The organism is Mycobacterium cajalii, from assembly GCF_045809005.2.
Classification (GTDB): domain Bacteria; phylum Actinomycetota; class Actinomycetes; order Mycobacteriales; family Mycobacteriaceae; genus Mycobacterium.
In genome coordinates, this window is sequence record NZ_CM141436.1 from 3,809,819 (window position 1) to 3,824,401 (window position 14,583).

Here is a 14,583-nt window from a genome sequence, read left to right on the forward strand (position 1 = left end):
TCAGCGCCCCTGATCGAAGTGGTAGGGGACAACCAGCGGGTTACCGGGATTGTACTGGCTTCCCGCCATGCATGGGCTGGGCATCTGGCCGATGGTGCGGCCCCACTGCAGCTCTAGCTCAGTCAGATTGCACTCGAACCGGGTACCGGTGAAAAATGACGAGTCGAGTCGGCTCAGCGTCAGGTCGATGATGGCAGTCAGGTTCGCGTAGTCGCCGCGTATCCATTTGCTGAGTGTGCTCGTGGGGAACGGGAAGGTCCCGTAGAAATCCAGCGATCGAGTCAGCGCCGGCCCGGCATCAGCCAGCGACTGCAGCACCGGGCCAAGGTCCTTGAGTTCCTTGACCAGGTTTTCCTTGGTCTTGTTGACCGAGTCAGCGGCAAGTGCGCCGAATCTGCTGAGGTCACCGAGCGCGTCGGCCAGGGCGTTCCGCTCGTCTTTCAACACGCTCAACGCATCCGGGATGGTCTTGGCCGCCCTGTCGATCACCGGCTTCTGGTCGGCGAATTGACCGACCAGGTTGTTGAGACTGTCCGTTGCGGCGATGATGTCGTTTTTTTGGTCGTTGAGGTAGCCGACGAACGTGTCGAGCTGTCCCAGCAGGCTTCTTAAGTCCTCCTCGCGGCCGGTGAAGGCGGTGCTCAAGGCTTTGGTGATGTCCTGGACTTGGCCGAGACCGCCGCCGTTGAGCACCAGCGAAAGCGCGGCCAATGTCCGTTCGGTAGACGGGTAGGTGCCGGCTGACGACAGTGGGATCAGCGACCCGTTTTTGAGCTTGCCTTCGGGCGAGATCCCAGAAGGCGGTGGAGCCAGTTCGACGTGTACCGACCCCAGCAGGCTGGTCTGCCCGACCGTGGCGGTTGCGTTGGCGGGCAGGTCGACGTTGCCGTCGATCGTCATGGTCACCAACGCATGCCAGCCCTGAAGCTCGATATTGGTCACCTTGCCGACAGTGACATCATTGACCCGAACCCGGGAATTCCGTTCCAGATTTTGCGCATCGGGCATCTGCGCCTGAATGGTGTAGGAACCCGGGCCACGCCCTTTGGTTCCCGGCAGCGGAAGCGAATTCGCGCCGCGGAACCCGCAGCCGGACAGCGTCGCCAAAGCAAGTACCGCCACCACCCCTATGGCTGCGCGCGACAAGCACCGTGATCGGCTCACTGCCCACCTCCGTGCGGCGCCATCATCCCGCGCAGGCCGTCGGCTGGATTGGTCGGCACCGGTTGGGCGGCCGCCGCCGGCGCCTGCGCCGCCAGCGGCGAGGGTGAGGCCTGCACTGGGGTGTTTGCCGGCGGCGGGTTGGCGGGGGCGGGCGCTGCTGGCCCCGGAGGAACATAATCGGGCCGCAGCCAGTCCTCGCTGTAGGTAATTTCGTTGGGGCGCGCCGTGGCTCCGACGAAAAGATTCTCGCCCAGCGGCGGGAAATTATATTGACGGTTCTTAAAGATCGGCGCCAGATACTGCACACAGAGTTTCGCTGACTCTTTGGCGCCCCGGCGCGAGGCCGCTTCTATTGCGCTGCACAGGAACTGGATCGGGTTGGCGAATTGGTTCACCGCCAACGTGCCGGTCAATACGCCCTGCGCGGGTTGGTAGATGTTGAGGAAGTTCTGGAAGGCTGTCGGGGCGACGTGCAAAACCTGTTTGATGTCGTCGAGGCTCGCGTTGAGCGCCTGTGACACCGACGCCAGCCTGTCGGAGGTGGTCCCCAGCGTCTCGCGGTTATCGGCCACAAAGTTTCGCACGTCGTCGGCCACCTCGTTGAGGTTGCGAACCGCATTTCCGACCTCGTCGGGATCGTTGGCCAACAGGTTCGTCACCGCGGCCAGGTTCTGGTTCAGTTGTCGCAACAAGTCGCTGCTGTCATGTAGTGCAGAGACCAGGATCGACAGGTTCTTGACCGTGGTGAACAGGTCGTTGCTGTGGTCGCCGATCGCGGATACCGCCTGTGACAGCTTGATGATGGTGTCGCGGATGTCTGGACCTTGGCCGCGCACATTCTCGGCGGCCGTGTTGATGAACGCCCCCAAAGTGCTGGTGCCGCCCGGTGTGGTGGGCTGTAGTGTCTGCGTCAGTTTCTCGAGCTGCTGGCGCAGGTCGTCGTATTCGACCGGAACCGCGGTGCGGTCCTGCGGGATCACCGCCCCAGCCCGCATCACTGCCCCGCCCGTGTAGGCGGGGGTCAACTGGATGGATCGTGGCGTCACCAGGGACGGCGACAGGATCACGGCTTTGGCGTCGGCGGGCACCTTGTACTTCTCGCCGTACCAGAAGGTGATCTTGACGCGGCTGGGCTGCGGTTCGATTTTCTCGACCTTGCCGACGCGCACGCCGAGAATGACAACGTCGTCCCCGTTGTAGAGGCCAGTGCTATCCGCGAAATATCCGATGACAGTGGTTCGGCCGATGCCGCTGGCCGACCGCACCGCCGTGACGATGCCGCCGATCAGTAGTACTACTAGCGCCACGGCTAAGCCGATCTTGGCGTTTCGTGAATTCACTGTCCACCGCCTTGATCCGGCTGCGGACTCGGAAGCGCGGGAGGCCCTGGCGGCGGTCCGCCGGGTGGCGGTGCGGGTGGCGGCTCCCGATACGGATAGCAGCCAGGGCCGGGCAACGCCACCCCGGGTAAACCGCACGGATGGTCGCTGGGGTTGCCGGTGATGGCATCCGGGATGGTCATGCGTGGTTCCCCGCCCTGACCGGTCCGCGGGTAGGGCATCGGTAGCGGCGGTGTGCCCGGCTGGCCGACCTCCGGGTCGGTGAGCTGCGAGGGCAGCAGCACGTTCGGGTCCAGGCCCAAATCGGAGAAGGCCGCGTCGATGAACGGCTGCACGAACTGGCCGGGCAGCAGGTTGGCGACATACGCTTTGTAGAACGGCGTGGACGACACCGTTTCACCGAGTCTCAAGGAGAAGCTGTTCAGCCCTGTGAGTGCCTTTTGCACGCGTTCTTTGCGGTTGTCGACGATGGCTAGGACCTCGTTGAGCTTGTCCAGCGCCGGCTTGAGGGTGTTGCGGTTCTCGGCGATGAAGCCCCTGACCTGCTGGGCCGCCGCGGAGAGATTGTTGGAAATCTGGTCTAGCGCGCTGCTCTGGCTTTTCAGTTGCACTAAAAGCGCGTTGGTGTTGGCGATCAGCTTGACGACTTCGTCGCTGCGTTCGGCCAGCACCTTCGTCGCTTTGTTAGCGTTGCTCAACAGGTTTCGCAGCTGGGTGTCGCGTTCGTCTAGTGTCTGGGAGAATCGCGCCAGCCCCTGCACCGCGGCCTTGAGGTCGGGTGGGGTGTCCGAGAACGTGTCGGCCAGCACGGCCAGCGAGTTGGACAGTTGATCGGTATTCAACCCGCTGATGGTTGTCGTGAGGTCACCCAACGCGTCGGGCAATTGATAGGCCGGTCTGGTCCGGTCGAGCGGTATCGGGCCGGTCAGCTTTCCATCTCCACGTGGGGTGACCTCGAGGACCTTGTTGCCGAGAAGGGTCTTCAATTTGATTGCTGCCTCGGTGCGGTCACCGAGGCGCACGTTGCCGGCGACGTGGAACTTAACCAGCACCCGGGGTCCGTCCAGCTCGACGCCCGAGACTTGACCGACCCGCAAACCCGACACCTGAACGGCGTTGCCGGGGATTAGGCCACCGGCCTCGGCGAAGTAGGCCGAGTAACTTTTGCCCGTGTTGAAGAACGGCAGCTTGTCGTAGTTCAGGGATATCAACATGACAGCAGCGGTGATGCCGAGGCCGATGGCGCCGATGCGGAGCGGGTTGCGTTCGGAAAAGGTTTTCATCGCGGCGTGCACCTTCCGGTGGACTGGCCGGCGACCTTGATGTACACCGGTTGGCCCCCTTTACCGTTGACCTTCAGCACGACATCGCACAGATAGAAGGTGAACCAGTCGCCGGTTAGGCCCTGTCTGTTCAGAATTTTGTACGCGTCGGGCCATGTGTTGAGGTAATTGTCGAAGAAATCGCGATCGCTCAGCACGGTTCCGGCGGTCCGGTCCGTCTCAGCCACAACCTTTTTCAGCGGCGGGCGGGCGTGTGCTAGCAAATCGGCGATCGACCCGGCAGCGGCGTTGGCATATGCCACCCCGTTGCTGATGTCCTGCTTGCGGGCGTTGAGGCCTGCGACGAGTTCAGATAGCGAGTCGACGGCCTTGGCGAACTGCTTGCTCTGCCCGCTGAGCGAACCGAGCAGGGTGTTCAGGTTGGTGACGACTTGACCGATCAGTTGATCCCGGTCGGCCAGGGTGTTGGTCAGTGCCGCGGCCTGGGCGAGAAATGAACCGATCGTGCCGCCCTGGCCCTGGAAGGCTGCGATCAGTTGGCCGGTCAGCTTGTTCACTTGATCGGGGTCCAGCGCGCGGAACAGGGGCCGGAAGCCGCCGATCAGCGCGTCGAGGTCCAGCGCCGGCTCGGTGCGGCTCAGCGGGATGGTCGCTCCCGGATGAATTCTCTTCACTCCCCCGGCGCCCTCCTCAAGTGCTACATATCTGCCCCCGATCAGATCAGCAAAGCGGATGGCGGCCCTCGTCCCCTCGGTGAGCATCACCGAGTCGGCGGCGGAGAATTCCACGAGCACGGTCGCGTCGGGCTGGATGGTGATGTTTTTGACCTTGCCGACCTCGACCCCGGCGATGCGGACGAAGTTTCCGCCCTCCAGCCCGGACACGTTCGCAAAAATGGCCTTATAGGTCTTCTCCGGTTGGAAGCTGAGCTGGCCGAAGACGGCGACCAGCGCAAACGCGCCGACCAGGCACACGACCAAGTAGATGGCGAGGCGCCAGGTGGCGCCCGCCAAATTCTCTCGCATATCTGCCTTCCTCTATGGCTTCTGTTGACTCTCACCGTCGGCCGTCAAAGGCTCAAGGGGCAGGCGGCGGTGGCGGTACGCATGGCTGGTTGAGGATTCCGCATGTGGCTTGCACTCCGGACGGCACTGAGGGCACGAACGGTTCGGAACCCGCCGGCGGGGGGCCGGGTTCGCGCGGCCTACCCGACGGAGGCGCCGGCGGCAGGCCGGGATACAGCGGCGTTCCGTCCGGAGCGTAGAGCTGCGCACCGTAGGGTGCCGGGCTCGAGTATCCAGCCGTTCCAGGGACCGGACCCGGGGCCGGGCCGCCGGGGTGACGGATGCTGGGCGGTTGAGGGGTTCCCCTGGTGACTGGCAAATAGTCGACGTAGCCGGGGAAGCCGATACCGGGGTTGGGTCGCACATCCATTCCGGTGCCCCACCCCGAGTCGGTGACGAGGTAGCGCTGCGGCCAGTTCTTGGCAACGTCGGGCAACGAGCCACATCCTGGCTGGCCGCCGGGGCCGCCCTTGATGTCGTTGATCGGCAGATTGTCCGGGTAGCGGTAGGCATCCTTGCCCAGCAGCAACGCGACGTCCAAGATCTCCGAATATCCATTGGCGCCGCCCGAAGAATCCCGAGAGCCGAAATCGAGGGCGTTTTTCCCGCCGACCAGCGTGCAGGTCAGTTCCGGGTTGTACTTCATCAGCAGCCGCGAGGTGGACTCCAGCAAGTTGGCGCCGTGCACCAGGTTGTCCTTGTTCGGGCCGATCAAGTTGGTGCCGGCGCGGGAAAGGCCGCTGACATTAAGCAGCAACGAGTCGAGTTGCTTTGCGCTATCGGTGATCGTGACGCTTGTCGTGCTGGCAGCGTCCAGCACCGTCACGATGTTGCCTGCGGCCGCTCCGTAGGTGTCGCTGAACCCTTTGAGGGCGCGGTAGTCGGCACGGACCGTCTCGCTGCGCGGATTGATCGCCATCAGGACCTGGTTGAGGTCGGTGGTGGCCTCGCCGATCGCTTCACCCTTGCCGCGAAACCCGTCGGCAAGCGCAGTGAGCACGGCGTTCAGTTTGGGGACGTCGACCTGGTTCAACACCCCAACAAGATTCTGGAACACTGTGTTCACCTCGACGCCCACGTTGCGCGATTTCACCACCGCTCCAGCCGCCAGCCGTTGCGGGCTCGGGTGCGCGGGGGTAAGCAGGTCCACATATTTGGCGCCGAATGCCGTGGGGGCGGTGATTTCGGCGGTGACGTTGGCGGGAATGTATTCGAGCTGTTCGGGGTACAGTTCCAGCTGCAATTTCACCGGATCGCCCGGCTGAATTGACGCGACCCGGCCGACCTGCACGCCGCGTAACTTCACTTTGGCGCCGGGTTCCATAACCAGTCCCGCGCGGTCAGATGCCAACGTCACCCGGGCGTAGGGCCTGAAGTCCCTGTTGAATGCCCCGACCGTCAGCACGGTCAGCGCACCGATGGAGGCCAAAAGGATAAAGGTCCAGATCGCCGGATGCAGGCCGGCCTCACGACGTTTGCTCTTCATTGCCGCTACCCGGACAGGTGGAAGTTGCCGGAAATGCCATAGGCGGCCAGCGCCACCGCCAACGTCACCGCCACCGCGACGATCAGTGAGGTGCGCACGGCACGACCGACTGCCTCACCGACGCCGGCCGGCCCGCCCGTGGCATTGAATCCGTAGTACGTGTGCACCAACATCACCGTTATCGCGGAGGCGATGACTTGCAGCAGCGACCAAATGAGATCGGTTGGTTGCAGGTACGTATGGAAGTAGTGGTCATAGACACCGGGAGGTTGCCCGTAGACGAAAACAACAAGGCCGCGCGTGGCCAGATACCCGGACAGTGCCGCCAAACACCACAGCGGAACCACGACAATTACACCCGCTAATACTCGGGTTGAGACCAGGTAGGTGATCGTGTGGATGCCCATCACCTCGAGCGCGTCGATCTCCTCGTTGATCCGCATAGCGCCCAGTTGTGCGGTGGCACCCGCGCCGATCGTCGCAGCCAGTCCGATATCGGCGATCAGCGGCGAGCTGATTCGCGTGTTGATGTAGGCGGACGCGAAACCGCTTAACGCCTGCACCCCGACATCGGACAATGATCGGTACAGCTGGATGCCGACGAGTCCACCGGTTGACATCGTCAAGGTAGTGACGATGACTACGGTGCCGCCGATGATTGCCAGCGCGCCGACGCCCAGACTCATATTGGCTATCAGGCGCAGCGTCTCCACCTTGTAGCGGACGATAGCCTCCCAGACAAAGCCGAGCGCTCTAACATAGAAAGCGGTCTGACTTCCGAGCCGGTTCCATCCGTCGACAAAACGGCGCACAAAATTCGTCAGCTGTGGTAGCCGCTGCGCAGCCGGGAGCGCGCTCACATCGTCGCCTTTGCGGTGACCGCGGTCAGCACGACATTGATCACGAACAACGCCATAAACGTGTACACCACGGTTTCGTTGACCGCGTTGCCGACACCTTGCGGACCGCCACCTACGGTAACGCCCTTGTAGCAAGCGATGAAACCGGCAATGAGGCCGAACAGCATCGACTTGGCGAAGGCGATGACCACGTCGGTCAGCCCGACGAGCAGCGTCAGGCTCGCTGCGTAGGAGCCGGGATTGACGTGTTGGAAGTAGACCGAGAAGACATAGCTGGTGACCAAGCCGACGATAGTCATGACGGAGTTCAGGGCTAAGCCGTTGAGCCCGAGCGCAAGTACCCTGGGCACCAGCAGCCGTTGGACCGGGTTGATTCCCATCACCCGCATGGCGTCAAGTTCTTCGCGGATCGTGCGAGCGCCGAGGTCGGCGCACATCGCGGTCGCGCCAGTACCGGCAACTACGAGCACCGTCGCGATGGGGCCGATGTACACCACGGCGGCCAGCGCAGAGCCACTTCCCGATGCGTCGGCAGCACCGATTTCAACAAGCAGGACGTTAGTGATGAATATCGCGAGGGTGTTGAACGGGATCGCCAAGAAGACGGCCGGGGCCGCCGACACCCGGGCCACGAACCACGCCTGATGGATGAACTCACGCCAAGCAAAGGGCGGACGGGCCATCTGCGCCAGGATGTCCAGCGACAATGCGAAGAAGCTGCCGACCTCGCGCAGCGGCTTGCCGGCGGAAGCCGCCAAGGGACTGGCAACCAGGAGCGCCTCGACCCGCGCCGGCGCACCGGTGGCCGCAGGAATAGGAACTGTGTCCATTTCCACCACTAGCACACCCGTTGGTATCTAATCTCAGCCCGCATTCGACCGATGAATCCTCCCCGCAGCGGAAAGACGGCCCGGTGCCGCCTTCTAATGTGTGGCCCACAGCACAGCGGGACGTTACACCATGAGATTGAGGCAAAGCAACATAGGAATCGCTATTCTTAACAAACCGACCCAGCGGACATCCGTGGAGCTATCTCGATTTGCTGCGAGATCCGACAATGTTACCGTGAATGTCGCAATCTCTACGACCTGGGCCCCCCTTAGGCATTGCCTCTCCACACCGCCAGATAGCGCTGTCCACGTCAGGACCTCGCAGATATAGCCGCGTGGCGCCTGACTGAGCAGGTAGAACCCTTCTGGGCGTCGCGGCATTACGCCGCCACTTCAGGGTGACCGCCTGTGGCTACGATGGTTGCTGGAGGTGCGCATTATTTCCGCACGCTCAGCCACGAAATGATTCACATAAATTAAAACTACGACATTCGCAGAGCGATTTGTGAGCGCCACTCTTTTGGATTTATTCATTGACTGATAAGCAATACGTTTCGTGGAAATTCCCGTAGCGCCTATGGCTCGTCTTTGTCGTGTATCCTATACAAATAAAGCAATAAAGAGATCCGACGTAAATCAGACCGAATGGGTGGTGGGGCATGCCTCGCAGTCCGATCCCGACATCCCGGTCCCGAACGGCGTTGGACGCAGCATTGGACGGCCCGCCAGCCCACAAGTCCGACGCGGGCCCAGCAGCCGTCGGCCGGTGTCGATGCACTGGCGAAGCTGTGAACAGCGTTTATGCGCGGCGGCAAGCCTGAGAACTTGACATCGGTCGGTGCGGCCGCGGCTCCTCCGAGCGCCGAACCTCATTATCTAGTGCATCCTCACAACTACCAACGTGGCCCCGACCAGGCTGGGCAATTAATCGCTGCTCGCGGCTAGCCAGTCGGCCCGTCTAGGCTTTATTGCTCCGAGGGTCGGCGGTGCTCCCGTGAACAGGAAAGGCGCCGGCCGTAGCTTCCTCAGCAAATTATCTATCTATATATCGGGTTGTATCATTAGGTGATTATTTAGGAGTATTTGCTGAAGAATCTCAAGGGGTCTGCCCGGTACTGAAACCCAGTGAGTCGCACTCGCTGCTCGATCGTTGCCACCCGGTTAACTGGTCGGATATAACGTCGGTGGTGTACGTGCCGCATTGCCCTGATTGCCGGTTGTCCGGGTAGCCGCTTGAGTGATAGCGGAGCCTAACTTGCGGCGAACTGGGAGCAGTGGGAACTGCCTGCTGTGATGAGCTGACACTGCCAGCTAATCGTCAAGCCCCTCCACCACTTCTAGACCCAGGCTGCTGCTAACACCGCCACGTGGTAGGTGTTGTCCGGTACCAGTCGCTGCCGATCGTGTTGCATCAGTCAGCAGCGGCGGACCCGGGACGGCCGGTGGCGCGGTGGCGAGCCGCCGTAGAACTCCTCCACACGGGCAAAGCAGCTATCGAGCGTTGAGCTGCAGGCAGTGGCTTGTTGTTATCGCGCCAACTGTCTGCCACGAAGGCCGTAGTGTGCTCTTGTGGCCGCTCACTGTTCGGGGGCATTCAGGTTGAGCACCACGGGGTAGCGATCCGGCGTTGACGATGAGTAGCTCGTCAGCTGGTCGTAGCTGGTTTGGTGCTTGCGGTGCCGGGGCGGCACGGTGATCACGTCGTTGTAGGCGACGGCCCCCCCGGTAGGTGTCTCTGGCTGGAGTCTTGCGGGAGGGCCGTCTGTGCGCTTGGGAGGCGCAGTGGTCACGGTAGAGGCGGATGTCGATCTAGTCGAGCGCAGGTTGGCAGCGGGTGAGCTGCGGTGCCCGGCATGCAGTGGGGTGTTGGCGGGTTGGGGGCGGGCCAGGCCGCGACTGCTGCGCGGTGCGGATGGGCCGGTGTGGTTGTGTCCTCGCCGGTCGCGCTGCACCGACTGCCGCGTCACCCACGTGTTGTTGCCGGTGACGGCGTTGCTGCGGCGCGCCGACGTGGGTGCGGTGGTCGTGTCCGCGTTGGTGGCCAAGGCCGTGCGCCGGGTGGGGTTTCGCCGGATCGCGGCCGAGTTGGCCTGTCCGGCGGAGACGGTGCGGGGCTGGCTGCGTCGCTTCGGTGAGCGGGCCGAGGCGGTGCGGTCGGTGTTCACGGTGTGGCTGCGCGCGGTGGATGCCGATCCGGTGATGCCTGAGGCGACCGGCAGCGGGTTGGCCGACGCGATGACAGCGATCGTCGCGCTGGCGGCGGCCATCGGGCGCCGGTTCGTGCTGTCCGAGGTGTCGCTGGCCGAGACCGCGGTGGCGGTGTCGGGTGGGCGATTGTTGACACCGGGCTGGCCCGGCCCGGCAGCGCAACACGAACCGACCCTGCCGCCGACGCCGATCACCCCGTAAACCTGTGCGCTGTCATGTGTTTGAAAGACAGCAAAGGAGGCGGCCAGTGGTCGGCGATGATGAGGTGAAGGTGCGGTCCGAGCGGGCCCGGGCGATCGGGCTTTTCCGGTACCAGCTAATCCGGGAGGCCGCCGATGCGGCGCACTCCACCAAGGAACGCGGCAAGATGGTGCGCGAGCTGGCATCGCGCGAGCACACCGACCCGTTCGGGCGCCGCGTGCGGGTCAGCCGCCAGACCATTGATCGCTGGATCAGGGACTGGCGTGCCGGCGGGTTCGACGCGTTGGTACCCAACCAGCGCCAGTGCACCCCGCGCACCCCGGAGGAGGTGCTGGAGCTGGCGGTTGCGCTGCGGCGGGAGAACCCGCAGCGCACCGCCGCGGCGATCCGCCGAATCCTGCGGACCCAGCTGGGCTGGGCACCCGACGAACGTACCCTGCAACGTAACTTCCACCGGCTCGGCCTCATCGGTGGCGCGGCCACGGGGTCGGCACCAGTGTTCGGGCGGTTCGAGGCCGCCCACCCCAACGACTTGTGGACCGGGGATGCGTTGCACGGCATACGTATTCAACTCAGAAAGACCTACCTGTTCGCGTTCTTAGACGATCATTCCCGGCTGCTGCCGGGCTATCGGTGGGGCTATGCCGAGGACACGGTGCGGCTGGCCGCCGCGTTGCGGCCGGCACTGGCCTCACGCGGTGTTCCCAAGGCGATCTACGTTGACCGCGGCTCGGCATTCGTCGATGAATGGCTGCTGCGCGCGTGCGCGAAACTCGGTGTGCGCCTGGTGCATTCGGCACCATACCGGCCGGAAGGTCGGGGCAAGATAGAGCGGTTTTTTAGGACCGTGCGCGACCAGTTTTTGGTCGAGATCACCGGCGAGCCCGACACCATCGGCCGCCACTATGTGACTGACCTGGACGAGTTGAATCGGCATTTCGCGGCCTGGACCGAAACGGTCTACCACCGCACGATCCATTCCGAGACCAGCCAAACCCCGCTGGAGCGCTGGTCAGCCGCTGGGCCGGTCGCGCTGCCCGCACCCGAGGCTCTCACCGAGGCGTTCCTGTGGGAGGCGCACCGGCGCGTGACCAAGACCGCCACCGTGTCACTACATGGCAATTCCTATGAGGTTGACCCGGCATTGGTCGGGCGCAAGGTCGAGTTGGTGTTCGATCCGTTCGACCTGACCCGCATCGAGGTTCGCCTGGCCGGCGTGCCGATGGGGCTGGCGATCCCGCACCACATCAGCCGCCACTCCCATCCCAAGGCCAAACCAGAAACCCCGAGCACACCACCGCAACCGTCCGGTATCGACTACGCGCAGCTGCTCGAGACCGCGCATGCGGCCGAACTGGCCCGCGGCGTCAACTACGCCGCCCTCACCGGGGCCGGCACGGAGATTCCCGGCCAGCTTGACCTGCTCACCGACCAGGAGGTCGCACCCCGATGATGGAATTGATCTCCTACTTCGGCTTTTCTCGGATGCCGTTCGGCCGCGACCTGGCCCCGGGCATGCTGCACCGCCATGCCGCCCACAACGAAGCGGTCGCCCGCATCGGCTGGTGCATCGCCGAACGGCGCATCGGCGTGATCACCGGCGAAGTTGGCGCCGGCAAGACCGTCGCCGTGCGTGCCGCGCTGGCCGCCCTTGACCGCAGCCGCCACAGCATCATCTACCTGCCCGACCCCACCGTCGGGGTACGCGGCATCCACCACCGCATCGTCGCCTCCCTCGGCGGCCAACCCCTGACCCACCACGCCACCCTGGCTCCACAGGCCGCCGACGCGCTGGCCGCCGAACACGCCGAGCGCGGGCGTACAGCCACCGTCGTCGTCGAGGAGGCGCACCTTTTAAGTCACGACCAATTGGAGGCCATCCGCTTGCTCACCAACCATGATCTCGATTCGTCGAGCCCGTTCGCCTGCTTGCTCGTCGGCCAGCCCACCCTGCGGCGGCGGATGAAACTCGGCGTGCTGGCCGCGCTCGACCAACGCATCGGGCTGCGCTACACGATGGCGCCCATGACCGACAAAGAAACCGCCAGCTACCTGCACCACCACCTCAAGCTGGCCGGGCGCGACGACGCACTGTTCTCCGACGACGCCATCGGGTTGATCCACCAAACCAGCCGCGGCTACCCCCGCGCGGTCAACAACCTCGCGCTACAAGCCCTCGTCGCCGCGTTTGGCGCCAACAAGGCCATCGTCGACGAATCCTCCACCCGCACAGCCATCGCCGAAGTCACGGCAGACTGAACACCACCGCGACACCCTGAACACCACCGACCCCGCCGGACCCCGCCCGGCGGGGTCATTTCATACCCCCACATCCTCACCGCCAACGCCGCCATAATGCTCATCCTGAGTGCCGGGCAACACCGCTCACCCCAGAGAACATCGGGCGAGTTCGAGGAGCGCCGACGCGCCTGCGGACGACGACGAGGCGCGCGAACGGTTGCTGAGCGCAGCCGATGCTTGCTACGCCGAGAAGGGGCCAGTACGTACTCGCATGGGCGACATTGCCCGGCGCGCGGGTGTGCACCGGTCGACGGTGTATTACTACTTCCCGAACAAGGACGCACTGTTAGCCCGGATTTTTCGCGGAATGCCGACGTAGCTGTGTGTTGATGCGCGAAAGTGCCTGTCCTGCAACGCATAATGGGAATTCTCTAGGTTTCCATATGGCGAGCGGAAGGCACTTCGCACGTGAAGAGTATCGCGGTGACGCGGCGGGTGAAAGTATCGGCGGACGGTCGCGGGGTGGTGTCGCACGCCGGGATGGGGCTGTTGCGGGAACTGGCCGATCTGACCGGGTTATCCGCGCAGGTCACGGCGGTGTTGGCCGATACTTACAAGGGGCCGTGGACCTATGCCCCGGGTGCGGTGTTCGCCGATCTTGCCGCGGCGGTGGCTGACGGGGCGGACTGCATCGACGGGGTCGGCCAGTTGTGTGGGGATCGCGAGCATGTGTTCGGGGCCAAGGCCTCGACAACGACGATGTGGCGGCTGATCGATTATCGCATCGATGCCGCGCACCTGCCGAAGGTTCGCACCGCGCGGGCATCGGCGCGGGCGGCGGCCTGGGCGGCCGGGGCCGCGCCCCCGGCGGGTGTGCCGCTGTACATCGACATCGACGCCACGCTGGTCATCGACCATTCCGACAACAAGGCGCAGGCGGCGCCGACGTGGAAGAAGTCGTTCGGCCATCACCCGCTGCTGGCGTTTCTGGACCGCCCGGAGATCGCCGGCGGTGAGGCCCTGGCCGGGCTGCTGCGCAAAGGCAACGCCGGATCCAACACCGCCGCCGATCACATCACGGTCCTTCAGCAGGCTTTGGATTCGCTGCCGGCAGATTGGCGTCCCGGCCCGCAGAACCCGGCCGCGCCGGCGGTGGTGGTGCGCTCAGATTCCGCCGGAGCCACCCACAAGTTTGCCCAGGCCTGCCGCGATCACGGGGTCGGGTTCTCCTTCGGGTTTCCCGTCGATGCCCGGGTCCAGGACGCCGTGGACACCCTCAACCTCGGCGATGGCTGGTATCCGGGGATCGACTCCGATGGGCAGATCCGTGACGGGGCGCAGGTGGCCGAGGCCACCGGCCTGGTCACGCTGTCGAGCTGGCCTGCCGGGACCCGGCTGGTGCTGCGCAAAGAACGCCCACACCCCGGGGCGCAGCTGCGCTTCACCGACATCGACGGCATGCGGGTGACCGCCTTCATCACCGACACCCCACCGGGGATGGTTCCCGGGCAGCTGGCCGGTCTGGAACTGCGCCACCGCCAACACGCCCGCGTCGAGGACCGCATCCGCGAAGCCAAAGCCGCCGGCCTGGCCAACCTGCCCTGTCATGATTTCCAGTCCAACGCCGCCTGGCTCGAAATCGTCCTGGCCGCCGCCGATCTGGTCGCCTGGGCCCAACTGATCGGATTCACCGACGCCCCGCAGCTGGCCCGCTGCGAGATCACCGCCTTCCGCTACCGGGTCCTACACGTCGCGGCCCGCATCACCCGCAGCGCCCGCCAACTACGGCTGCGCATCGACGCGACCTGGCGCTGGGCCGGCGCCATCGCAACCGCCTGGCAACGCATCCGCGCCGCCTTCCCCTGACCACCGCAAACCCGCCCCGACGACCCGAAAGACCCACCGG

The 14,583-nt window shown here is 64.3% G+C and carries 13 protein-coding genes; 5 read left to right on the top strand and 8 right to left on the bottom strand.

Features of this window, described 5'->3' with window-relative positions; all coding sequences use genetic code 11:
- From ACJ512_RS18095 to ACJ512_RS18130, 8 genes are all read right to left on the bottom strand, one after another.
- Positions 1 to 1,107, bottom strand: a complete 1,107-nt coding sequence (locus ACJ512_RS18095; protein WP_407688404.1) for a virulence factor Mce family protein — start codon at positions 1,105 to 1,107, stop codon at positions 1 to 3.
- 53 nt (positions 1,108 to 1,160) lie between these two features.
- A complete protein-coding gene (locus ACJ512_RS18100; RefSeq protein ID WP_085242821.1) occupies positions 1,161 to 2,504 on the bottom strand; it encodes a virulence factor Mce family protein in 1,344 nt (447 codons plus the stop codon).
- Complete coding sequence (locus ACJ512_RS18105; RefSeq protein ID WP_085243108.1) at positions 2,501 to 3,787, bottom strand: MCE family protein; 1,287 nt, start codon at positions 3,785 to 3,787, stop codon at positions 2,501 to 2,503. Before ACJ512_RS18105 ends, ACJ512_RS18100 begins: the two co-directional genes overlap by 4 nt.
- Positions 3,784 to 4,812: an MCE family protein gene (locus ACJ512_RS18110; RefSeq protein WP_407688403.1), complete on the bottom strand. Its 1,029-nt coding sequence runs from the start codon at positions 4,810 to 4,812 to the stop codon at positions 3,784 to 3,786. Before ACJ512_RS18110 ends, ACJ512_RS18105 begins: the two co-directional genes overlap by 4 nt.
- Before the next feature lie 52 nt (positions 4,813 to 4,864).
- Positions 4,865 to 6,337 (bottom strand): MCE family protein, encoded by a 1,473-nt coding sequence (locus ACJ512_RS18115; protein WP_085242823.1) that lies wholly within the window; start codon positions 6,335 to 6,337, stop codon positions 4,865 to 4,867.
- Between the two features lie 5 nt (positions 6,338 to 6,342).
- On the bottom strand, positions 6,343 to 7,197 hold the full coding sequence (locus ACJ512_RS18120) for an ABC transporter permease (RefSeq protein WP_085242824.1): 855 nt from the start codon (positions 7,195 to 7,197) through the stop codon (positions 6,343 to 6,345).
- Positions 7,194 to 8,027, bottom strand: a complete 834-nt coding sequence (locus tag ACJ512_RS18125; RefSeq protein ID WP_085243109.1) for an MlaE family ABC transporter permease — start codon at positions 8,025 to 8,027, stop codon at positions 7,194 to 7,196. Before ACJ512_RS18125 ends, ACJ512_RS18120 begins: the two co-directional genes overlap by 4 nt.
- Positions 8,028 to 9,604: 1,577 nt before the next feature.
- Complete coding sequence (locus ACJ512_RS18130) at positions 9,605 to 9,727, bottom strand: hypothetical protein (RefSeq protein WP_461479788.1); 123 nt, start codon at positions 9,725 to 9,727, stop codon at positions 9,605 to 9,607.
- An 82-nt stretch (positions 9,728 to 9,809) separates the two neighbouring features.
- Here ACJ512_RS18130 and ACJ512_RS18135 point away from each other — a divergent pair, with 82 nt between their 5' ends.
- The 5 genes from ACJ512_RS18135 (at position 9,810) to ACJ512_RS18155 (ending at position 14,543) form a co-directional block, all read left to right on the top strand.
- Positions 9,810 to 10,436, top strand: a complete 627-nt coding sequence (locus ACJ512_RS18135; protein ID WP_407689734.1) for a hypothetical protein — start codon at positions 9,810 to 9,812, stop codon at positions 10,434 to 10,436.
- Between the two features lie 46 nt (positions 10,437 to 10,482).
- Positions 10,483 to 11,889 (top strand): DDE-type integrase/transposase/recombinase, encoded by a 1,407-nt coding sequence (locus tag ACJ512_RS18140; protein ID WP_407689735.1) that lies wholly within the window; start codon positions 10,483 to 10,485, stop codon positions 11,887 to 11,889.
- Positions 11,886 to 12,695, top strand: a complete 810-nt coding sequence (locus ACJ512_RS18145) for an ExeA family protein (protein WP_407689736.1) — start codon at positions 11,886 to 11,888, stop codon at positions 12,693 to 12,695. Before ACJ512_RS18140 ends, ACJ512_RS18145 begins: the two co-directional genes overlap by 4 nt.
- A 253-nt stretch (positions 12,696 to 12,948) precedes the next feature.
- Positions 12,949 to 13,056 carry a helix-turn-helix domain-containing protein gene (locus ACJ512_RS18150; RefSeq protein ID WP_461480138.1) on the top strand — a complete coding sequence of 36 codons (108 nt, stop codon included), beginning with the start codon at positions 12,949 to 12,951 and terminating at the stop codon, positions 13,054 to 13,056.
- Between the two features lie 89 nt (positions 13,057 to 13,145).
- Entirely contained in the window at positions 13,146 to 14,543 is a 1,398-nt protein-coding gene (locus tag ACJ512_RS18155) for an IS1380 family transposase (RefSeq protein ID WP_461479789.1), read from the top strand.
- The last annotated feature ends 40 nt before the right edge of the window (positions 14,544 to 14,583 follow it).

Coding starts and splice junctions, on each gene's coding strand:
- ACJ512_RS18150 (WP_461480138.1), top strand. CDS start 12,949: ATGGGCGACATTGCCCGGCGCGCGGGTGTGCACCGGTCGACGGTGTAT.
- ACJ512_RS18145 (WP_407689736.1), top strand. CDS start 11,886: ATGATGGAATTGATCTCCTACTTCGGCTTTTCTCGGATGCCGTTCGGC.
- ACJ512_RS18105 (WP_085243108.1), bottom strand. CDS start 3,787: ATGAAAACCTTTTCCGAACGCAACCCGCTCCGCATCGGCGCCATCGGC.
- ACJ512_RS18125 (WP_085243109.1), bottom strand. CDS start 8,027: ATGGACACAGTTCCTATTCCTGCGGCCACCGGTGCGCCGGCGCGGGTC.
- ACJ512_RS18110 (WP_407688403.1), bottom strand. CDS start 4,812: ATGCGAGAGAATTTGGCGGGCGCCACCTGGCGCCTCGCCATCTACTTG.
- ACJ512_RS18115 (WP_085242823.1), bottom strand. CDS start 6,337: ATGAAGAGCAAACGTCGTGAGGCCGGCCTGCATCCGGCGATCTGGACC.